The organism is Streptomyces tardus, assembly GCF_018101125.2.
Classification (GTDB): Bacteria; Actinomycetota; Actinomycetes; order Streptomycetales; family Streptomycetaceae; genus Streptomyces; species Streptomyces tardus.
Window position 1 is genome coordinate 2,960,450 of record NZ_JAELVF020000001.1, and the last position, 21,472, is coordinate 2,981,921.

The following is a 21,472-nucleotide window of genomic DNA, read 5'->3' on the forward strand; positions in this document are numbered from 1 at the left end:
GAGCCTCTCGACCCGTACCCAGTCCCAGCACCACCCCCAGCATCAGTCCCAGCCCTTTCAGTGCCATCGGAGCCGTGCGATGAGTGATGTGATCACCGCGGATCTGGTCGATCTCGACCTTTCCGCCACCACCAAGGACGAAGCTGCTCGCGCCCTCGCGGAACGCATGGTCGGGGCGGGGCGAGTCACCGACCTCGACGGTTTCCTCGCCGATGTGGCCGCCCGCGAGGCCCAGATGCCGACCGGGCTCGACGGCGGTATCGGCATTCCGCACTGCCGCAGTGAGCATGTGGCCGAACCGACGCTGGCCTTCGGACGGCCCCGTACCCCGATCGACTTCGGTGCGGCCGACGGGCCGGCGGATCTGATCTTCCTGATCGCGGCGCCGGCCGGTGCCGACAGCGACCACCTGACGATGCTGTCCGCCCTGGCCAGGGAGTTGGTGAACCCCGACTTCACCGACGCGCTGCGGGGGACCGACGACCCCGCCCGAGCCGCCGCCCTCATCAGCGGCGACCGGCCCCTGACCGAGGACCGGCCCGCGAACGGGCGGGACGGGAGCTCGCAGGACGGGAGCTCGCAGGACGGGGACGAGCGGGCCGGGGGCGGCGGGCCCACCTTCACCGACCAGCCGGGCGTGACCGCCGAATCGGCCCCGAGCGCGACCGGCGGCGCCGCGCGGACCAACTCCCCAGCGGGATCGGCCGATTCGGCACCGAGCCCTCCGGCCACCTCGAAGGACGAGAACCGAACGGCCGACCCGTCTCCCAACGTCCCTGCGCCCGACTCCGGGGCTGCGCCCGGCACCGGATCTGCGCCCGGCACCGGGCCCGCCGCCCCGTTCCGCGTTGTCGCCGTCACCTCCTGTCCGACCGGCATCGCCCACACCTACATGGCCGCCGAATCGCTTGAGAACGCAGCGGCCGAGGGCGGCTACGAGATCCACGTGGAGACCCAGGGATCAGCCGGGTTCGAGCGTCTGGACCCCGGCCTGATCGCGGCGGCCGACGGTGTGGTCTTCGCCCACGACGTCGAGGTGCGCGAGAAGGAGCGCTTCGGCGGCAAGCCCACCGTGGACGTCGGGGTGAAAGCCGCCATCAACCGCCCGGCCGAACTCCTCGCCGAGGTACGGCAGAAGGCGGCCCGCGGGGAGACCACCGCCTCCGGCCCCGCCGCAACGGAGAACGGACCCGGCGCCAACAGCGACCACTTCGCCACCCGGCTGCGCACCTGGCTGATGACCGGCGTCAGCTACATGGTCCCCTTCGTGGCGGCAGGCGGTCTGCTCATCGCCCTCGCCTTCGCCATCGGCGGGTACGAGGTCACCGACGCCAAGTCCGTCGCCGACCACTTCGCCTGGCTGGAGGCGGACAGCTGGGCCGCGCTGTTCCACCAGATCGGTTCCACCGCCTTCGACTTCCTGGTGCCCGTGCTGGCCGGCTACATCGCCTACGGCATGGCGGACCGGCCGGGCCTGGTGCCCGGTTTCGTGGGCGGCGCGCTCGCCCTGTCGATCGAGGCCGGGTTCCTCGGCGGACTCGCGGCCGGTCTGCTGGCCGGCACGGTCGTACGCCTCATCCAACGGGTGCGTATACCCGCTGCGTTGCGCGGGATCATGCCCGTCGTCGTCATTCCGCTGATTTCCTCCGCGGTCGTCGGTTTCCTGATGTTCGTCGTCATCGGCAAGCCGATCGCCGGTGCCCAGTCCGCTCTGACGGACTGGCTGGGCGGTCTGGACGGCAACAACGCGATCCTGCTCGGCGCCCTCCTCGGGCTGATGATGTGCACCGACCTCGGCGGCCCGGTCAACAAGGTCGCCTACGCCTTCGCCGCCGGCGGGATCGCCGTGGCCAACCCCAGCGACGGCGCGCTGAACGTCATGGCCGCGGTGATGGCCGCAGGTATGGTCCCGCCGCTTGCGATGGCGCTGGCCACCACCGTGCGTGCCCGGCTCTTCAGCCGCACCGAACGCGAGAACGGCAAGGCCGCCTGGGTCCTCGGAGCCTCCTTCATCACCGAGGGCGCCATCCCCTTCGCCGCCGCCGACCCGCTGCGGGTCATCCCGTCCGCCATGGCCGGCGGTGCAGTGACCGGTGCGCTGAGCATGGCCTTCGGCGCCACACTGCGCGCACCGCACGGCGGAGTCTTCGTCGTGCCGCTCATCGGGAGCCCGCTGCTCTACCTGGTGGCGATTGCCGCGGGTACGGCCGTCACCACGACGTCCGTGTTGCTGCTGAAGGGAGCGCGCAGGTCCTCCGCACCGGAGTCGACGGCCCCGGCCGGAGGGCCCGAGCACGCAGGAGCCCGCACGGCCGCCTGAACTCCCGACCGCCGGCCCCGGGCGGACCGCGTGTCCTGCGCCTGCGACCGACCGTGGCCTGAACGACCGACCGGGGGCCCTGCGCCCGACCGCGGGAGACTCCTCGCCCGGTTGCAGGCCCCGCGTCGACCCGGTGCGGTCGCCGGCGCAGGCCTCGGTGTACGTCTCGGCGCACGGGCTCCCGTACGCCGAGACCTCGGTCCGCAACGGACTCCGGCACCCTGGCCGGCGGCCCACCCCGGCCTGTGGCCCACCCCGGCCGGTCGCCCAGCTCGGCCCAACCGGCCGGGGAGACCGGCCGGTTGGCCCCTCCCGGCCCCTCCCGGCCCCTGGCGGGGAGGGGCCCAGCAAGGCCCGCGGCTGCTACCGCCCGCCGCCCTGTCCACCCTCCGCTCCAAGGTCGTCGTCCTCATCAACGCCGCAACTGTCGTGCGGCCAACCGAGAAAGCCCCGCCGCGCGAAGCTCGTTGGCCGGACCGGACGCCCTCCCTGCTCCCGCGTGTCCTCGCCCGCGTGCTCTCAGCCGCAGGCTCCGTGCCCTCGGACGCGGGCTTCGTGCCCAGCGGCTTTCCCGCACCGGGCGCCTGTGCGGCTTGGCGATTCCCTCTTCCTCAACTCCTCCCGTAGAGCTCGCGATAGGACAGAAACTCGCCGCCGGGCACGGTCACGCTCTCCGCCTCCAGCGCGGCGTTCACCACCGCGCGCATCAGTACGTCCGCGCCGGCGGCCAGTACCTCGTTGACCTCCTTGATCCGGGTGAGCCCGTCACTGCCGGGGCTCTCCTCGCCCTGCCAGCCGCTGCCTGCGCTGCCAGAACTGCCGGAACCGCCCGGGTGAGTCCCGGTGGCCATCGCGAACACGCTGTCGCCGTCGTGCAGCAGATGCGCCGGGCGTACGGACCGCGCCAGCCCGTCGTGGGACGTTCCCGCCAGCTTCTGCGCCTGGGCCTTCGTCAGCACGGCGTCGGTCGCGACGACGGCAATGGTCGTGTTCAACGGAGAAACGCCCGAATGCCGCTGTGCGGCGGCCATGCGCTCCTGCGCGCGACGGTGCTGCTCCGCACTCGGCAAATTCGTGCGCCCGTCGAACAGTTCGCCGTAGAGCGCGCCGGTCGCCGGGTCGAGGAAGGAGCCCACGGCGTTCACCACCACCACGGCGCCCACGGTCACTCCGGACGGCAACACGGTGGCGGCCGTGCCCACCCCGCCCTTGAGGCCGCCGGCGACCGCGCCCACACCGGCACCGCTGTTCCCGACCCGGACAGTGGACGCGCGGGCGGCGTCCTCCACCGCCGCTCTGCCGAGAGCCGCGTTCGGCCGGGCCTTCCAGTCGCCGCCGCGTCCGAGGTCGAAGAGGCAGGCCGCGGGTACCACCGGTACGACCTGGCCCGGTTCCGGCCCCACCGGCACGCCGCGCCCCTGCTCCTCCAACCAGGCCGCGACACCGCTCGCGGAGTCCAAGCCGTAGGCGCTGCCACCGGTGAGGACGACGGCGTCCACGCGCTCCACCAGATTGCGAGGGTCCAGGGCATCGGTCTCCCGGGTGCCCGGGCCGCCACCTCGCACGTCCACCGCGGCCACCGCGCCGCCCGGCGGTGCCAGCACAACGGTCGTGCCGGTGAGCCAGCCGCCACCGACGCGCTCGGCATGGCCGACGCGTACGCCGGGAACTGCCATGATCGAACGGGCTGTTGAAGTCTGTTTGTCTGCCACACCCCAAGGGGTATCAAGTCCGCCGGCAGCACGCTCCGCCCATTCTCGAACGGGTCGTGCCGGCCGCCGTCCCTGCGCAGCGCCGGCCTGGTCCGAACTCTGCCGCCGAGGGCGGTGCCGACCCGCCCAGGCCGCGCTGTCCGGCCCGGGCCCGGCCCGCCGCACGGCTCCTGAGTGGGCGTCAATAAGACGTTGATCGGACGTTCATCGCCTCGGCGGAGGCTGGGAACATGTCGGCCGATCACTCCACACCACCGCCACCGGACTCCTCTGACAACCTGCCGCCCACACCTGGAGCGGAGTTCATCCACTTCCAGCTGGTCGCGCAGGCCAAGCAGGCTGCCGGAACACTGCGCAGCCTCGGTGTCACCGCAGGTGAGCACGTAGCCGTACTGCTGCCGATGGCACCCGAATCGGTGGTCGTGACGATGGCCTGCGGTCGGCTCGCGGCGATCCGAACGACCCTGCCGCTCGGTGAGCCGGCCGGAATGCTGCGGCGACGCCTTGTCGAGAGCGGCGCCCGCGTGGTCATCACGGCGGACAGCTGTTACTACAACGAACAGCGCTACGCGGCGAAGAAGGTTCTGGACGCCGCGCTCACCGGCTGCCCGGCAGTCGAGAGGGTGCTGGTGGTCCACCGGCTTCCCGGGCCCGTGCCCTGGAGCCCGGACCGCGATCTCTGGTGGCACCAGGCGCTGGATACCCTGGAGGAATGAGCGCCTCAGCAGACCGAGCGGACGAACCGCGCGACCCCGCGGCGCCCCTTCCGGCGGGCGGGGCCACCAGAGCGGACGACCGGGCCGACTCGCCCTCGGCCGACCGCCGGGCCGCCGCGTCGACGGGGGCCGGCTCGTCCCCGGCCTCCGCGGGCGCATCCGCTGCGGCTCTGGACTTCGGGGACCCTCTGACCGAACGCTCCTCGGACGACTCCGACGGCGGTTGGGGCGAGCAGAACAGGGGCGGCAACGACAGTGCGGCGGATCTCGCCAGGTTTCTGGACGAGAAGCCGCCGCACCATCTGTGAGCCCGGCGGAACCCGTCAGCGGGCGTCCGGCTCCCCGCGCGGCGGCGCGACCCCACCACTGACCGAGGCCTCCACGGGCCGGCCCTCGCCGTCCTGCGAGGCGCCCTCGGTCTTCTTGGCGAGCAGCGCGTCCCGGATCTCGGTGAGCAGCTCGACCTCGGTCGGCTCGGGCGGAGTCTCGCCCTTCTTGGCCAGCTGCCGCTCCTTGTACTTGTTCATCGGAACAATCATGAGGAAATACACGACGGCTGCAGTGATGATGAAGGTCAGCGAGGCACTGAGCACGCTGCCCCACTTGAACAGCACGCCCGTCGTCTCGCCGGCGGAGTCGACCGCGCAGGGGCTCTTCAGACAGGCCTCGTACTCGTCGAGGTTCTTCGGACCAAGAGCGCCGACGATCGGGTTGATCATGCCGTTCACCACGGCATCCACGATCTTGCTGAAGGCGGTGCCGACGACCACGGCGACGGCCAACTCGACCACGTTGCCGCGCATGAGGAATTCCCTGAACCCCGCCAGGGCGCCCGGCTTCTTCTCCTCCGGCTTGCTCTCCGGTGTCGCCTCGCTCACTCGTCTGCCCTTCTGATCTCTTCAACGCACAGTTACGGAAACAGCAAGCGGAACGCTGCACGAGCGAGAGGCGAGCTGTCCAATCCGATGACCCCATACGGACTGCCATCAGCGCAACTGTGCGGAAGTGGATTGGGCGCTTCGTCACAACAGCTCCTCGGTACTCACCACAGGGACACCGTCAATCGGGAGTGAGCAGCGGCGCCGGCCAGGGTCCTCGCGGTGGCCGGTGGCACCGCCAGCACGACGAGACCGCCGTCCTCCGCCCGCGTGCCCGAGGCGCCCGAGGCGCCCCCGTCCCGGGCAGGCGTCGGCAGCTGCGCCACCCGCGCCCGGTGGGCGACCAAGCGAGCCCGCGAGCCCGCGCTTTCCTCGGCGCGACTGGCCAGCACGTCCACCCGGTCTCCTCTTCTGAGCAGACCCACGACCTCCGCATCGGCAAGCCGGACCGGAGCAGACACCAGGCGCCCGGGAGCGGGGCCTTCGCGTCGACCGCCGCCGGCGGAAGCGCCGTTGCGGTCCTCGTCCGCGCTGCTGGGGGAGTCCGATCGGGGACCGTCACCCGCCGAGCGTGCGGTTTCGGGCGGGGCGGCTTCCTGGCCGGCCGAGGTCGGAGACCCGGGAGCCTCTGCCTCCTGCGCCCACGAGGGGATGAGCAGTGCCAGCGCGATCAGCGCCCCCAACAGGCCGGCTGTCGTGGACCGCCGGGACGGGGCCAGGCGTGAGAGGAACCTGACGCGTGACAGCACTCCGGCAGGCAGTCCCTCCGCACCCGGTATCACCGGGGCGAAGTTGGCGACTCCTGCGGGCGGGGGAACGAAGGGGCTCGGCGGAGGTGAGCCGGACGAGTGCGACCGGGGAGTGAGCGGGCCGAGGTGTGAGGAGGAGCGTTCAGCGGACATGACGTCACCGCCTTGAGCAGGTGAACAGCAGAGGGAGGCGGTGGCCACCGACGTGACCACCAGCACCACGGTGCACTGAAAACGAGAATCCTGCTGATGCCTGTGGAGTACTACCGAGTTGTGGACAACTCCCTCACCCCTGAGGGGCGATGACCGGGCGTCGTATTCGTGTCAGGGTGAGTCGTGGGCCGGAAACCCGGGCCCGTTCCCGCGGTCCGTCCACTGCGTCCCGCTGCACCGAGCAGTCCCGAATCGACCCACAGCCCTGGCCCCGAACCTCGCAGTCGAGTACCCGCCCGCCGGCTCGTCGGCTTCCTCGAACTTCGCATCGACTTCGCATCGACTTCGCCTCGTCGTCCTCGCGCGCCGTGCGAGCGGGCCAACGTCCACCCCACGCAACCGACCGGTGCGGTCGACCGCACCGGGGCAACCAGCGAACCGGCCGGCCAACGTCAACGAATCGACCGACCGAGCAGTAAGCAGCCAACCCACCAGTCAACGGACAGACCTGCCGGTCCGGCTCGCCGTGCCCGAGCCGTCCCACTCCACACCCGGCCCGTGCTGCCACCCGACCACCCGAGAACGACCACCCGGCCACCCGGGAGAGCGCCCCCGACCAGGCCTGCCCCTGCCCGTACCGACCGCGCCCCCGTTTCCGCTACGGGAGCTCGATCCCCAACTCCAGCCCGTCCAGAGCGTCCTGGCACGCACACGCGCGTTCCACCGGCAGCCTGCCCACCGCGTCGAACAGCACGGACCGCAGCCTCCCGACGTTCTCCTGAAACACGCGCAGGACCTCGGCGTGCGAGACACCCTCGCCGCTCTCCGCACCCGCGTCGAGATCGGTCACCAGCGCCATCGACGTGTAGCAGAGCGCGAGTTCACGCGCGAGCACCGCCTCGGGATGACCGGTCATCCCGACCACGGCCCAGCCCTGGGACGCGTGCCACTGGGACTCAGCCCTGGTGGAGAAGCGCGGCCCCTCCACCACGACCAGCGTCCCGCCGTCGACGGGCTCCCAGTCGCTGCCGCGAGCGGCAGTGAGGGCGGCCTCGCGGCCGTGCTCGCAATAGGGGTCCGCGAAGCCCACGTGGACCACTCCGGGGCGTTGGCCGTCCGGCAGCGGTTCGCCGTCGTAGAAGGTCTGCGTACGGCTCTTCGTGCGGTCGACCACCTGGTCCGGCACGACCAGCGTTCCCGGTCCGTACTTCGCCTGGAGTCCGCCGACCGCGCACGGCGCGAGCACCTGGCGCACGCCCAGCGAGCGCAGGGCCCAGAGGTTGGCCCGGTAGTTGATGCGATGAGGAGGGAGGTGGTGCGTACGCCCGTGCCGGGGGAGGAACGCGACCCGGCGGCCTGCGAGTTCGCCGACGAACAGGCTGTCGCTGGGCTCTCCGTAGGGAGTGCGGACGCGCAGCTCGGTCACCTCGTCCAGGAACGAGTAGAAACCGGATCCGCCGATCACGCCGATCTCGGCCCGTACGTCCTCGGTCACCTGGCTCACCTGCCTGTCGCTCGACCCGGCCCGCCGCGCGGCGGCGGGATGCAGTCAGCCACCCTAGCCGGACCCTTCGGACGCCGGCGGCCCGCATGTTCGGACGTCGACAGCAGCGGCGCCACGAGGACGAGGCCCGCCGGGCGCCCCTGGTGGGGCTTGAGTTCTAGCGATCATCGCAACACTGGCTCAGGCAGCGAGTAGATCACGTAGACGCTCGGCTGGTGTATCCCAGTCGAGCGTCTTGCGTGGGCGGCCGTTGAGTTCCTGCGCGACGTGTTCGAGATCCTCGGGGCTGTGCAGGCTCAAGTCGGTGCCCTTGGGGAAGTACTGCCGCAACAAGCCGTTGGTGTTTTCGTTCGAGCCGCGCTGCCAGGGCGAGGCCGGGTCACAGAAGTAGACCGGCATCCCGGTGGCCATGGTGAACTGCCCGTGTCGTGCCATCTCGGCCCCCTGGTCCCAGGTGAGAGAGCCACGCAGATGACGGGGGAGGGTCTGGATGGTGCGGACCAGACCGTCACGGACGGCCAGGGCGTCGTGAGAGCTGGCGGGCAGGTGGACCAGCATGGTGTAGCGGGTGGTCCGCTCGACCAGGGTGGCGATAGCGGAGCGGCCGCCTGCTCCGACGATGAGGTCCCCTTCCCAGTGGCCGGGCACTGCTCGGTCCTCAACTTCGGCTGGACGATTACTGATCATGACCATCGGCTCGGTGAACCGTGGAGTGCGGCGGGCCGGGTCGCGTCGCGGCTTGCGGTGCGTGCGACCGGTGCGGATGGCGGCCTGAACTTCCCGCCTCAGACCGCCCCGGGCTTGGAAGTACAGTGCCTGGTAGATCGTTTCCACGCTCACCCGCATGTCCTGATCGTCGGGATGGCTCTTGGTCAGAGCGTGGCAGATCTGTTCCGGGGACCATCGTCTGCGCAGGCCGTCCTGGACGAAGTTCCGCAGCGGGCTCTCGCGTAGTAGCTTGCGCTCCTTCGGCCGGGGTCGACGCGCGGCGGAGGCTCTCTGCGCCGCGTAGGGGAAGTAGCCGGTGAGTCCCGCGTTGGCCTTCAGCTCGCGCGAGATCGTGCTTGCCGGGCGCCCCAGGGCCCGTCCGATGGCCCGCAGCGACTGCCCGGCAGCGTGCAGGTCGCGTATCCGCTCACGCTCAGAAAGCGTCAGAAACCGCGGGTGGAGCACCTTCTCCAGTGCCTTGAGGCTCACCGGCCTCACTGATGCCGTGGTGATCACACCGGACATCGTGACGGTTCCCGCCGCGTAGTCCACACGCCGGCCATCGGGATAGACCCGCGCGTCGCGGCTCTTCCTGATCCCGCAATCCCAGTCCCTGGCAGTGCGCTCGTTGACCCTGACCTGCTTGGCGGCCTCCCGGCGAGAGAATCCCCGGGCCCGGAGCTTGTCGTACTCCTCGCGCCGCGGGTGCCCCAGGCGCCCGGTGCTCATGCCCGCCTGACGGGCCAGCGCGAACGCGGTATTCAGGTTCAGCCCCAGCTCACGCGCCACGGGAGACACGCTCCCCACGACATCCAGCCGTTCAAGGAAGCGCCTCTTCAACGCCGGATCAAGCCTCTTACCGCCCACAGTCCTCGCAACTCCCATCGATCATGAGTGTTGCGAGGACCGCTAGAACCTAAGGGGTGCCCGGCGGGCCTCGTCTTGGACTGCTGCGCCAGGGGCCGGCGGGGCCGCCCGTGCGGCGGAGTCGATCCGGGCGCGAGTCGCGCGGCGCGCCGGCGCCCGTCGCTCCGTGCGCCCCCGCATCCGCACTCGGGCGGCCGGACCGGATCAGGCCGCGGAGCTGCTCGCCTTCGCCGCCTTGCTGCCGCCGTCGGACGGGGACGAGCCGCCACTCGAACCGCCGGAGGACGAGCCACCGCTCGAACTCGAAGAAGCGGCGGGTGAACTCCCGCTGGAGGACCCCGAGTCGGAGCCGCTGCCGGAGGTCGAACCCGAGCCGGACGACGAGCCGGAGCCCGAGGCGCCCGGGCTGCTGCTGGACGACGAGCCGCGGCTGTCGTTCCGGTAGAAGCCGGAACCCTTGAAGACGATGCCGACCGCGGAGAACACCTTCTTCAGGCGGCCCGCGCAGCTGGGGCACTCGGTCAGCGAGTCATCGGTGAACTTCTGCACCGCCTCAAGGCCCTCGCCACACTCGGTGCACTGGTACTGATAGGTCGGCACTTGCTCCTCCTGGCACTCTTCCCTGTGGAGTGCTAACGACGCTCCATGGTGCAGTATTCCATCGCCCTAGTCCACTGCGAGCGGCAGACGGTGACCGGGCCACGTACGACCACTGAATCCTCCGGTCCGTGCGGTGCGGGGACGAGCCGCCCCTGGAGGCAGGCGAGGATCAGCGCGGCGAGCGCCGTCCCGACCAGCGGTACGAGGAAACCGGCCTCGGCACCGAGGCCGTCCGCCAGCTGCCCCGCCGCGGTTGCCGCGAGGGCCTGTCCGAAGGCCACGGCTCCGGTCAGCCAGGTGAAGGCCTCGGTGCGGACCTTCGCCGGAACGAGCTGCTCGACCAGGGTGAACCCGGTGATCAGAGCGGGTGCCACCGTGAGGCCGACGACCAGTCCGACGGCTCCGAGCAGTACCGGCGAGCCCGCAGAAGCGGCGAACCACAGCGGCACGCTCGCCAGCGCCAGGACCGCGTAGGCACGCGGCAGGCGCCGTCGGGGGGAGGAGCGCCAGACGATGACGCCGCAGGCCACTCCCGCGAGCATGTTGCCGCAGGCGAAGACTCCGTACAGCACGCCGTTGATGGCCGGGGCACCGATCGCCTGGGAGAACGCGGTCAGCGAGACCTGCATCCCGCCGAACACGGCACCGATGCCGAGGAAGCCGACGATCAGAACCCGCACGCCGGGTATGGAGAGGGCCGTGGACCGCGGCCCGGCGCCCTGTTCGCTGCCGGAGGCGGGCGGTGCGGTACGGGTCTGGGCGGCGAAGAGCAGTCCGCCGATCACCGTCAGCATCGCCTCCGCCGCCAGGCCGGCCGCCGGGTGGACTCCGGTGCACAGCGCCGTGGCCAGCACCGGGCCGACCACGAAGGTGAACTCGTCGGTCACCGACTCGAACGCCGCCGCGGTGGGCATCAGCGGGCCGCCACCCAGGCGGTGCGCCCATCGGGCGCGCACCATCGGCCCGACCTGCGGTACGGAGGCACCGGCCGGTACGGCGGTCGCCAGCAGCGCCCAGAGCGGGGCGTCGGCCAGGGCGAGAGTGAGCAGCGCACAGACGGCGGCGGCGTGCAGCAGGGCGCCGGGCACGACTACGGCCCGTTGGCCGAAGCGGTCGGCGAGCCGCCCTGCCTGGGGTGCGCCGAGGGCCATCGCGACGCCTGTGACGGCGGAGACCGCACCGGCGATCGCGAAGGACCCGGTTGTGTGCTGAACGAGCAGGACGATCCCGATGGTCAGCATCGCGAACGGCTGCCGGGCAAGAAAGCCGGGCAGCACGAAGGACCAAATGCCGGGGGTGCGGAGGAGCTGGCGGTAGCCGGGCCTGGTCGCCACGGCCGAGCCTTTCTGCCGTCTGGTAGCGCCCACTCGCGGGTGGTCGCCGAGAGCCGTCCTCGTACGCCGGCCCTCGTCGCGTCCGTCTCACGGTGGCGTCCGGACGACCAGTTCCGGTCGCCGGTGGGCAGCGGGCGTCAGCTCTGCATCAGACAGGGTCGGATACGAACGTACGTCTGAAGTCTAACGACCTCCGGCGGTGTGGTGCCGGGCCATCCGAGGTGATAAGCGACACCGGTAGTTCGTCCCACGGTGTTTCGGTCACGCAGAGGCCATTTCCAGTCAAGCCGACCGGCCTCGACGAGGCCTCGGCGGACCTCTCGCGCGACCTCGACCCCACCCCCGCGCGCAGGGGCGGGCCGCGGCAACGCTGACTCCCCGTCCGGAGCGTCAAGTCGGCCGCCTACAGTTGCTCCATCACGGATCAGCCATTCAGCCGATCCGAAAGTCCCACCTGCCCCGCATAAGGACAGCGATGCCCGCCAAGAAACGGTCCCGCCGCACCCGCTTCATCGTGATCACTGTCGTTCTCGTGCTGGTGGCGGGTCTGGGCGCGGGCACCTTCTGGTCCGTCAGCGCCGTGCGCGACTCCTTCCCGCAGACGACCGGTTCGCAGAAGATCGAGGGCCTGTCCGGCACCGTCAACGTCAAGCGCGACGGCAACGGCATCCCGCAGATCTACGCGAGCAACGCCCAGGACCTGTACCGGGCGCAGGGCTTCGTCCACGCCCAGGACCGCTTCTGGGAGATGGACGTACGGCGCCACATGACCGCGGGGCGGCTCTCCGAGCTCTTCGGCGAGAAGCAGGTGGAGACCGACGCGTTCCTCCGGACGCTGGGCTGGCACGACGTGGCCCAGAAGGAGTACGACACCAAGCTCTCCGCCGACAGCAAGCGTTACCTCGACGCCTACGCGGCAGGCGTCAACGCCTATCTGGACGACCACAGCGGCTCCGGAATCTCGGTGGAGTACGCCGCGCTCGACTTCGTCAACAGCGGCTACGAGCCCAGGAAATGGACGCCGGTGGACTCCCTCGCCTGGCTCAAGGCCATGGCCTGGGACCTGCGCGGCAACATCAAGGACGAGATCGACCGTTCGCTGATGGCGGGCCGCCTGAGCGAGAAGCAGGTCGAAGAGCTCTACCCCGGCTACCCGTACGACCGGAACAAGCCGATCGTCGAGGAGGGTGTCGAGTCCGGTGCCGGCGAGGGCGAGGGCGCTCCGGGCGGGCAGGGCACTCCGGGCGGCCAGGGCGACGGCGCCGGCGGGAACACCCCGCCGCCCGCAGGCTCACCCGAAGAGGGCCAGCCGGGTGCGGGCCGGCCGGGCGGCGGACTGCCGGGCACCGAGCAGCCCGACGGGGTCCAGGGCGGTGAGGGCTCTGTCGCCGGCGGTCAGGCGCAGGGAGTGCGCACCCAGCTTTCCTCGCTCGCCAAGTCCCTGGACGAGCTGCCCGCGCTGCTGGGTCCGAACGGCGGCGGTATCGGCTCCAACTCCTGGGTCATCTCGGGCAAGCACACCACCAGCGGAAAGCCGCTGCTCGCCAACGACCCGCACCTGGCGCCCCAACTCCCGTCCGTCTGGTACCAGATGGGGCTGCACTGCACTCAGGTCAACGACAAGTGCCCGACCGATGCGGCCGGTTTCACCTTCTCCGGCCTTCCCGGTGTCGTCATCGGCCACAACCAGGACATCTCCTGGGGCCTGACGAATCTCGGCGCCGACGTCACCGACCTCTACCTGGAGAAGATCCAGGACGGCAAGTACCTCTACGACGGCAGCTACACCGAGTACAAGACCCGCCGCGAGACGATCAAGGTCGCCGGCGGCAACGACCGTCGCATCACGATCCGTTCCACCCGCAACGGCCCGATCGTCTCCGACCGCAACACTCAACTGGGCCAGGTCGGAGACACCGCTCCGGTGGAGGGCGCCGCACCCGACCGCGGCAAGGGTTACGCCGTCTCGTTGCGCTGGACGGCGCTGAGCCCCGGCAACACGATGGACTCGCTCTTCGAGCTCAACCGGGCGAGCAACTTCAAGGAGTTCCAGGCCGCGGCCCGCAAGTTCGAGGTGCCCTCGCAGAACCTCATCTACGCGGACACCAAGGGCAACATCGGCTACCAGGCGCCCGGCCGCATCCCCGTGCGCGGCAAGGGGGACGGGCGTTACCCGGCTCCCGGTTGGGACCCCGACCACCGCTGGACGGGCTTCATCCCGCAGGACGAGCTGCCCAGCGAGTACAACCCCAAGCGCGGCTACATAGTGACGGCGAACCAGGCCGTCGTGGACAAGCGCGACTACAAGCACCACCTCACCGACGACTGGAGCTACGGCACCCGCAGTCAGCGCATCAACGACCTCATCCGGTCGAAGATCAAGGACGGCGGCAAGATCTCCATGGACGACATGCAGTCCATGCAGCTGGACAACAGCAGCGAGATCGCCAAGCTGCTGGTGCCTCATCTGCTGAAGATCGACATCGGCGATTCCTACGTCCGCGAGGCACAGCAGCTCCTGGAGGGCTGGGACTACACCCAGGACTCCGACTCCGCGGCGGCGGCCTACTTCAACGGGGTTTGGCGCAACCTGCTGCTGCTCACCATCGGCAACAAACTGCCCAAGGAACTCCGGGTCAAGGGCGAGTGCCTCATGGTCCGTCCCGCCGACGACTCGGGCCCCATCGAGGATCTGGACGGCACCGCGCGCACGGTCCGCGAGTGCGGCCAGCGCGAGAGCGAGACCGCGCAGCCCGATGGCAGCGACCGCTGGTTCGAGGTGATGCGCGGTCTGCTGGAGGACCCGAAGAGCGAGTGGTGGCAGGCACCCCGCAAGGACCTGGACTTCGGCGCAGCCGAGGGGCGGGACCAGATGCTCGCCCGGGCGATGAAGGAAGCCCGCTGGGAGCTGACGTCCAAGCTCGGCAAGGACATGAACTCCTGGAGCTGGGGCCGCCTGCACAGGCTGATGCTGCGGAACCAGACGCTCGGCACCAGCGGCCCCGGCATCGTTCAGCGGCTGCTCAACAGAGGGCCCTGGGAGATGAGCGGCGGCAAGGACGCGGTCAACGCGACGGGTTGGAACGCGGCCGGCGGGTACGGCGTGACGTGGGTTCCGTCGATGCGGATGGTCGTCAACCTCGAGGACTTCGACAAATCGCGCTGGATCAACCTCACGGGCGCCTCCGGCCACGCCTTCCACCCGAACTACACCGACCAGACCGGCCTGTGGGCGAAGGGCGAGCTTCTGCCCTGGCCCTTCAGCAAGGAAGCGGTCGACAAGCGCACCGACGACACGATGGCGCTCACCCCCTGAGCCCCCTCCGCACCCGCACCCGGGGCCCGTTAGCCCCGGGTGCGTGGGGCTCCGTCCGCGCCCGCCCGTCCGCCGCTCGTCCACGCCCCGCCCCCGTGCGCGGGCCTTGCTGTGTGGCGTGCCGCCAGGTCGATACGCCGCCCCGGGCCGCGCCCCGATCAACGGTGCTGCCCCCACCCCCTTCGAGCAACGCCCCTTCGGGCACGTCGGGTTCAGAACTGCAGCAGACCCGAGGGCGTCACCACCGCGTGCACCGGCCGGTCGTGCGGCTCGGCCGGCACCCGAGCCAGCACCTCGTCGTCGTACAGCAGAACCACCAGCGCAGGATCGGCGTCGGCCGCCGCCAACCTCGCCAGCACCCGGTCGTACGAGCCGCCGCCGCGGCCGAGCCGCAGCCCGGACCGGTCCACGGCGAGACCCGGCAGCAGCACCACTTCGGCGTCGACCACGGCTTCGGCACCCAGACGTTCGCCGGCCGGCTCCAGCAGCCCGCGCCCTGCGGGCAGCAGCCGCCCGGGGCCCTCGTACGCCGCCCAGTCCAGGTCGTTGTCGGACAGCAGCACCGGTAGCAGCACCCGTACGCCTCGCTCCCGCAGCGCGTCGAGCAGGGCGCGGGTGCCCGGTTCGGTGCCGACCGAGACGTACGCCGCGACCGTCTGCGCCGCCGCAAGCCGGTCCCACCGAGCTGCTGCCGCCGCCAGTCGCTCCGCGCGCATCCGTACGTCATCCGGAGTCAACTTCCTCCTCACCGCCAGGAGTTCTGCTCTCAACGCACGCTTGGTACCTTCACTGCTCACCGTCGATGAACCTTCCTTTGTCCGTGTGGCGCAACAGAAGCGGGCAGAGCCTCACTTCGGTACAAAGCGACCGGTTATGGTGCGGGGCATGACTACAGCGCCCGCCTCCAAGGCCAGGATCAGCAAGGCTGTCATCCCCGCAGCCGGGCTCGGTACGCGGTTTCTCCCTGCGACCAAGGCCACTCCCAAGGAGATGCTGCCCGTCGTCGACAAGCCCGCGATCCAGTACGTCGTCGAGGAGGCCGTCGCCGCCGGTCTTTCGGACGTGTTGATGGTGACCGGCCGCAACAAGCGGCCTCTGGAGGACCACTTCGACCGCAACTACGAGCTCGAAGAGGTTCTGCGCCACAAGGGCGACGAGAAGAAGCTCAGCAAGGTCCAGGAGTCCAGCGACCTCGCCACCATGCACTATGTGCGGCAGGGCGACCCGCGGGGGCTGGGTCACGCAGTGCTCGCCGCCGCTCCGCACGTCGGCGATCAGCCCTTCGCCGTACTCCTCGGTGACGACCTGATCGACCCCCGCGACCCGCTGCTGATGCGGATGACCCAGGTCCAGGAGGAGCTCGGCGGGAGTGTCATCGCGCTGATGGAGGTCGAGCCGGAGCAGATCCACCTCTACGGCTGCGCCGAGGCCGCCCCCACCGAGGAGGGGGACGTGGTGAAGGTCTCGGGCCTGGTCGAGAAGCCGGACACCGAGGAGGCGCCGAGCAACCTGGCGATCATCGGCCGGTACGTGCTCGACCCCGCCGTCTTCGACGTGCTCAGCAAGACCGAGCCGGGCCGCGGCAACGAGATCCAGCTGACCGACGCGCTCCAGACACTCGCCGAGAACCCCTCCCTCGGCGGCCCGGTGCACGGCGTCGTCTTCCGCGGACGCCGCTACGACACCGGCGACCGCGGCGACTACCTGCGCGCTATCGTCCGTCTTGCGTGCGAGCGTGAGGATCTGGGTCCCGAATTCCGGGACTGGCTGCGGGACTTCGTGGGCAAGGAGCTGTGAAGCGTTGAGCGAGACCTGGTCGGTCGACGAGCATCTGGACGACATTCTGGCGTCCGTCCATCCGCTGGAGCCGCTGGAGCTCTCCCTGCTGGAAGCGCAGGGCTGTGTGCTCGTCGACGACGTGCTGGTGCCCGCCGCGCTGCCGCCCTTCGACAACAGCTCGATGGACGGCTACGCGGTGCGCACCGTGGACGTCGAGGGCGCGGGCGAGGAGTTCCCCGCGGTGCTCACCGTCGTCGGTGATGTCGCCGCCGGCAGCGGAGCCCTGCTCACCGTCGGTCCCGGCCAGGCGGCGCGCATCATGACCGGTGCTCCGCTCCCGGCCGGAGCCGAGGCCGTCGTACCGGTCGAGTGGACGGACGGCGGCACCGGCAGGGGGCCGGTCACCAGCATGACGGCCCACAGCAGCGATCCCTCCGGCGCGACCGGCGAGGTGCGGGTCCACCGTCCGGTCAGCGCCGGCCAGCACGTACGGGCGCAGGGCAGCGATGTGCGCGCGGGCGCGGTGGCTCTCACCGCCGGCACTCTGCTGGGCCCCCCGCAGCTCGGGCTGCTCGCCGCCATCGGCAGGCGCACCGTGCAGGTGCGTCCCCGTCCGCGCGTCGTGGTCCTGTCCACCGGCAGTGAACTCGTGCAGCCCGGCGAGCCGTTGGGGCCCGGGCAGATCCACGACTCCAACAGCTTCGTGCTCACCGCGGCTGCCCGTGACGCGGGCGCGCTCGCCTACCGGGCCACCGCGGTCGCCGACGACGCCGACTCCTTCCGCGAAGCGGTCGAGGACCAACTGGTGCGCGCCGACGTGCTGGTGACCAGCGGCGGAGTCAGCGTGGGCGCGTACGACGTGGTGAAGGAGGCACTCGGCGACACCACGCTCTGGGACGGCTCGGCGGTGGACTTCCGCAGGCTGGCGATGCAGCCCGGCAAGCCGCAGGGCTTCGGGCTGATCGGCCCGGACCGCACCCCGCTGCTCGCCCTGCCGGGCAACCCGGTGAGCTCCTATGTCTCCTTCGAGTTGTTCGTCCGTCCGGTCATCCGCAAGCTGATCGGGCTGGACGCGGTGCACCGCCCGATCGTCCGCGCTCGGGTCCAGGCCGACAAGCCGCTCGATTCCCCGGCCGGGAAGCGCCAGTTCCTGCGCTGCCGTCATCTTCCGGCCGCCGAGGGCGAACTGCTCGGCACCGCCGAGCCGGTGGGCGGCGCGGGCTCGCATCTGGTCGCCTCACTCGCGCACGCGGACGCCCTGCTCGTCGTGCCCGAGGACGTCACCGAGGTGGTGCCCGGTGCCGAACTGGAGGTCGTACTCCTGACCGGCCCGGCCTGACAGGGCCTGCCCCGCACGCCCTCCGACACCTCCGCCCGCGCCTTGCGCCCCTGCCCGCGCCCGTACGGGGCGGCCCCCGCCGTCGAGGAGCCGCGGGAGGGGGCGCCGCGGCGCCCGGTACCGTTCTCGCCATGAGCAGTCAGCACCTCACCCACATCGACGAGCGCGGCGACGCACGCATGGTCGACGTGTCCGCGAAGGACGTCACCGCCCGCACCGCGCGCGCCACCGGCCGAGTGCGCGTCACCCCGGAGGTCGTCGACCTGCTGCGCGGCGAGGGGGTGCCGAAGGGGGACGCGCTCGCGACCGCCCGCATCGCCGGGATCATGGGCGCGAAGAAGACGCCCGAACTCGTGCCGCTCTGCCACCCGCTGGCCCTCTCCGGCGTACGCGTCGAACTGTCCGTCGCCGACGAGGCGGTGGAGATCAGCGCCACCGTGAAGACCACTGACCGGACCGGGGTGGAGATGGAGGCGATGACCGCGGTCTCCGTCGCGGCCCTCACCCTGGTCGACATGGTCAAGGCCGTCGACAAGGGCGCGGTCATCACCGACATCCGCGTCGAGTCCAAGACCGGTGGCAAGTCCGGCGACTGGCAGCGCTCGTGAGTGCCCCGCGCGCGCTCGCCGTCACCGTCTCCAACCGTGCGGCTGCGGGTGTCTACGAGGACACCGGTGGGCCGCTGCTGCGCGACGGACTCGCCGCGATGGGCTTCTCCGCCGACGGCCCGACGGTCGTCCCCGACGGCGAACCGGTCGAGCGGGTGCTCCGGGAGGCGGTGGCCGCGGGGTACGACCTCGTCGTCACCACCGGCGGCACCGGGCTGACCGCGCTCGACCTCACGCCCGAGATGACCCGCCGGGTGCTGGACCACGAGGTCCCCGGCATTCCGGAGGCGATCCGCACCGCGGGGCGTACGAAGGTGCCGACGGCGGCGCTCTCCCGTGGCCTGGCGGGGGTAGCCGTGCGTACTCTGATCGTGAACCTGCCCGGCTCCCGGGGAGGAGTGAAGGACGGCATCGCCGTTCTGCAGGAGATCGTCCCGCACGCTGTGGACCAGCTCAGAGGCGGCGACCATCCGCGAGGAGACGACAGCTGAACGCGCCCTGGCCAGTGGAGCTGGCGGACGGCGACATCGCCCTCCGTCCCGTGCGGGCGCGCGACCACCGCGCCTGGCGCGAAGTGAACCAGCGCAATCGCGCCTGGCTCAGCCCCTGGGAAGCCACGATTCCGCCGGCGCCGCCGGGTCATCTCCCGTCCGGGCGGCCCTCGTTCCGACAGATGGTGCGCAATCTGCGCGCTGAGGCGAGCGCGGGCCGAATGCTTCCTTTCGCGGTGTTCTACCGCGGGCGCCTGGCCGGACAGCTGACTGTGGCCGGAATTACCTGGGGTTCGATGTGTTCGGGCCATATCGGCTACTGGGTGGATCAGGCGGTGGCCGGACGCGGGGTGACCCCGACCGCCGTCGCGCTCGCTGTCGACCACTGTTTCCGCTCCGTCGGGCTGCACCGCATCGAGATCTGCATTCGACCGGAGAACGCGCCGAGCCGGAGAGTCGTCGAGAAACTCGGATTCCGCGAGGAGGGGCTCCGTCCCCGCTATCTCCACATCGACGGCGACTGGCGCGACCACCTCGTCTACGCGCTCACCTCGGAGGAGGTGCCGGAGGGCCTGCTCGCGCGCTGGCACTCGTTGCGGTACGACCCTCCCGGCGGGCTCGATCGCAACGCCGGATCCGAACTCGAAGGCCGTCCGGATCGCGATGACCGACCCGACCGACCCGGCAACGCCCGGGAAATGCGATAAACGTTCGATTCTTTGGGATGGATCGCCTTCGAGGTCGGAAAACGGTCACAAGGTGCTGCAATTTGTGCGCACCTGGCGACTCTTCATCACAGAAAATTCTCGGTTTATCGGCGAGCTGACGCGACACGCCGCGTCAATCGGCTGAACCTGATACCAAAACCCCTCTACCGTGTGACCTGTGAGCAACAGCGGCCTCATCTACGCAGTCATCGTCGGGGCCTGGGCCGCCTATCTGGTACCGATGTGGCTTCGACGTCAGGACGAGCTCAACGACGCCCGTCCGACGGAACGCTTCAGTACCGCGATCCGGCTGCTTTCCGGCCGGGCCGCGATGGAGCGGCGCTACACCAGGACCCGGGCCAAGGCCTCGGAGTCCCCGGACGACGATGACGACATCGCGCGACCGGACGAGTCGGGCAGCTCCGACGGGGACACCTCGTACGAGGCTGCCGACGTCCGGTCCTTCGCCGACCCCGTGACCGAGATCGGGCCCGCCCCGACACCTTCGGGTGAACTCCACGACGAGGCGGGCGACCCTCGCGGCCGTCCCGAACAGTCCGAGCTCCCGCCGGAGTTCGAGGTGCCGGAGTTCGAGGTGCCGGAGTTGCGGCAGTCGGTCGCGGCGAAAGCCGAACGCGCAGCCGCGAAGGACAAGGACGGGGCCACCGACGCGCGGACCAAACGTGCCCGTGTCCTCGCCCGCCGCCGCCGGACGACGATGCTCCTCTTCCTGTGGTTCACCGCGGCCAGTGTTCTCGCGGCTGTCGGCGGGCTCGGTCTGCTGTGGGCCCCGGCGGTTCCGGCCGTGCTGCTCAGTGCGTACATCGGCTATCTGCGTGCGCAGGAGCGCCGCCGGTTCGCCGTGCGGCTCGACCGGCAGCGCGCCGAGGCAGCAGCGCGGCGACTTCAGGAGAACCGGCGCCTCGCCCGCGAAGCGAGGAACGCCGAGTCGGACACCGGCCCGGCACTGAGCGAGGACGGTCAGGCGATCGTCGAGCAGACCGACCACGCCGAGTGGGTGGACCAGCAGCGCGCACGCCGCCGCGACGTACCGGCCGCCGGCAGCTGGGACCCGGTCCCGGTGCCGCTGCCGACCTACGTCAACGCACCGGTCGCACCGCGAAGCGCCGAGCGGGTCGACTTCGACGCGGCGGACGCCTGGAGCTCCGCCCGCTCCACCACCGCGGGCCCCGCACAGGCACCGGCCGCCCCTCGCACACAGCGCCGTACGCCGCTCTTCGACCAGGACGCCGACGCCGACCGCCCCCGCGCGTCCGGCGAGTGAAGCGCGACGGCTGAGCGGACGGGAACGGATTTCGCTCCGCCGCGGGGTTGGTGCTAATGTTTCAAGCGTTCCGAGGGCCTGTAGCGCAGCCTGGTAGCGCATCTCGTTCGCAACGAGGGGGTCAGGGGTTCAAATCCCCTCAGGTCCACAGAGCATGTGTCGTTCACGATTCCAGGTGTGAACGGTTTGACGAAGGTCCCGCAGATCATTTCGATCTGCGGGACCTTCGTCGTTCCGCGCCCTCCGGACCTTGTGACTCGGCCGCGCGTCGCGGTCGAGTCGCCACGCTTTCGGTGTTCCGGGTGGTGGCGCTCGGCCCTCCCCTCCCCGTCGAGCCCGGGGCGTGGCGTCGCGCGGTGTACCGGTGGCCCCTGTTGTGTGGCGGGTTTCACCCTGGGGCGGGGCG

At 70.8% G+C, this 21,472-nt stretch carries 18 protein-coding genes and 1 tRNA gene; 11 read left to right on the top strand and 8 right to left on the bottom strand.

The window, feature by feature from the left end; genetic code table 11:
• The first annotated feature begins 79 nt into the window (after positions 1–79).
• Positions 80–2,320 carry a fructose-specific PTS transporter subunit EIIC gene (locus JGS22_RS12690; protein ID WP_216814966.1) on the top strand — a complete coding sequence of 747 codons (2,241 nt, stop codon included), beginning with the start codon at positions 80–82 and terminating at the stop codon, positions 2,318–2,320.
• 611 nt (positions 2,321–2,931) lie between these two features.
• On the opposite strand, the gene JGS22_RS12695 is transcribed toward JGS22_RS12690, so the two are convergent.
• Positions 2,932–3,996: a P1 family peptidase gene (locus JGS22_RS12695; RefSeq protein ID WP_211042589.1), complete on the bottom strand. Its 1,065-nt coding sequence runs from the start codon at positions 3,994–3,996 to the stop codon at positions 2,932–2,934.
• 266 nt (positions 3,997–4,262) lie between these two features.
• On the opposite strand from JGS22_RS12695, the gene JGS22_RS12700 reads away from it, so the two are divergent.
• The gene (locus JGS22_RS12700; protein ID WP_211042587.1) at positions 4,263–4,748 is read left to right on the top strand and encodes an AMP-binding protein; all 486 of its coding nucleotides are present in this window, start codon (positions 4,263–4,265) and stop codon (positions 4,746–4,748) included.
• Positions 4,745–5,056, top strand: a complete 312-nt coding sequence (locus JGS22_RS12705; protein ID WP_211042592.1) for a hypothetical protein — start codon at positions 4,745–4,747, stop codon at positions 5,054–5,056. Before JGS22_RS12700 ends, JGS22_RS12705 begins: the two co-directional genes overlap by 4 nt.
• 15 nt (positions 5,057–5,071) lie before the next feature.
• On the opposite strand, the gene mscL is transcribed toward JGS22_RS12705, so the two are convergent.
• The 6 genes from mscL to JGS22_RS12735 form a co-directional block, all read right to left on the bottom strand.
• Positions 5,072–5,626, bottom strand: coding sequence for a large conductance mechanosensitive channel protein MscL (gene mscL / locus JGS22_RS12710; RefSeq protein WP_308405640.1), 555 nt, complete (start codon positions 5,624–5,626; stop codon positions 5,072–5,074).
• Positions 5,627–5,790: 164 nt separating this feature from the next.
• Complete coding sequence (locus JGS22_RS12715) at positions 5,791–6,309, bottom strand: RcpC/CpaB family pilus assembly protein (RefSeq protein ID WP_236073134.1); 519 nt, start codon at positions 6,307–6,309, stop codon at positions 5,791–5,793.
• Between the two features lie 877 nt (positions 6,310–7,186).
• Positions 7,187–8,032 carry an S-methyl-5'-thioadenosine phosphorylase gene (locus JGS22_RS12720; protein ID WP_308405641.1) on the bottom strand — a complete coding sequence of 282 codons (846 nt, stop codon included), beginning with the start codon at positions 8,030–8,032 and terminating at the stop codon, positions 7,187–7,189.
• Between the two features lie 180 nt (positions 8,033–8,212).
• Entirely contained in the window at positions 8,213–9,469 is a 1,257-nt protein-coding gene (locus JGS22_RS12725; protein WP_443742859.1) for an IS30 family transposase, read from the bottom strand.
• A gap of 342 nt (positions 9,470–9,811) precedes the next feature.
• The gene (locus tag JGS22_RS12730) at positions 9,812–10,207 is read right to left on the bottom strand and encodes an FmdB family zinc ribbon protein (protein WP_211042986.1); all 396 of its coding nucleotides are present in this window, start codon (positions 10,205–10,207) and stop codon (positions 9,812–9,814) included.
• A gap of 32 nt (positions 10,208–10,239) precedes the next feature.
• Positions 10,240–11,541 (bottom strand): MFS transporter, encoded by a 1,302-nt coding sequence (locus JGS22_RS12735; RefSeq protein WP_308405642.1) that lies wholly within the window; start codon positions 11,539–11,541, stop codon positions 10,240–10,242.
• 475 nt (positions 11,542–12,016) lie between these two features.
• Here JGS22_RS12735 and JGS22_RS12740 point away from each other — a divergent pair, with 475 nt between their 5' ends.
• Positions 12,017–14,857, top strand: a complete 2,841-nt coding sequence (locus tag JGS22_RS12740) for a penicillin acylase family protein (RefSeq protein ID WP_211042981.1) — start codon at positions 12,017–12,019, stop codon at positions 14,855–14,857.
• A gap of 212 nt (positions 14,858–15,069) precedes the next feature.
• Here the strand turns inward: JGS22_RS12740 and JGS22_RS12745 are convergent, their stop codons facing one another.
• Entirely contained in the window at positions 15,070–15,654 is a 585-nt protein-coding gene (locus JGS22_RS12745; RefSeq protein ID WP_211043668.1) for a 5-formyltetrahydrofolate cyclo-ligase, read from the bottom strand.
• A gap of 88 nt (positions 15,655–15,742) precedes the next feature.
• Here JGS22_RS12745 and galU point away from each other — a divergent pair, with 88 nt between their 5' ends.
• The 7 genes from galU to JGS22_RS12780 all read left to right on the top strand — a co-directional run bounded on the left by galU (position 15,743) and on the right by JGS22_RS12780 (position 21,214).
• A complete protein-coding gene (gene galU, locus JGS22_RS12750; RefSeq protein ID WP_236073135.1) occupies positions 15,743–16,654 on the top strand; it encodes a UTP--glucose-1-phosphate uridylyltransferase GalU in 912 nt (303 codons plus the stop codon).
• Positions 16,655–16,658: 4 nt separating this feature from the next.
• Complete coding sequence (glp, locus tag JGS22_RS12755) at positions 16,659–17,975, top strand: molybdotransferase-like divisome protein Glp (RefSeq protein WP_216814967.1); 1,317 nt, start codon at positions 16,659–16,661, stop codon at positions 17,973–17,975.
• A 131-nt stretch (positions 17,976–18,106) separates the two neighbouring features.
• The gene (gene moaC, locus JGS22_RS12760; RefSeq protein WP_211043432.1) at positions 18,107–18,583 is read left to right on the top strand and encodes a cyclic pyranopterin monophosphate synthase MoaC; all 477 of its coding nucleotides are present in this window, start codon (positions 18,107–18,109) and stop codon (positions 18,581–18,583) included.
• The gene (locus JGS22_RS12765) at positions 18,580–19,074 is read left to right on the top strand and encodes a MogA/MoaB family molybdenum cofactor biosynthesis protein (protein ID WP_211043430.1); all 495 of its coding nucleotides are present in this window, start codon (positions 18,580–18,582) and stop codon (positions 19,072–19,074) included. Before moaC ends, JGS22_RS12765 begins: the two co-directional genes overlap by 4 nt.
• Before the next feature lie 14 nt (positions 19,075–19,088).
• A complete protein-coding gene (locus tag JGS22_RS12770) occupies positions 19,089–19,781 on the top strand; it encodes a GNAT family N-acetyltransferase (protein ID WP_443742852.1) in 693 nt (230 codons plus the stop codon).
• A 178-nt stretch (positions 19,782–19,959) separates the two neighbouring features.
• Positions 19,960–21,066, top strand: a complete 1,107-nt coding sequence (gene sepX / locus JGS22_RS12775; RefSeq protein ID WP_211043428.1) for a divisome protein SepX/GlpR — start codon at positions 19,960–19,962, stop codon at positions 21,064–21,066.
• Positions 21,067–21,140: 74 nt separating this feature from the next.
• A tRNA-Ala gene (locus tag JGS22_RS12780) sits at positions 21,141–21,214 on the top strand.
• Positions 21,215–21,472: the final 258 nt, after the last annotated feature.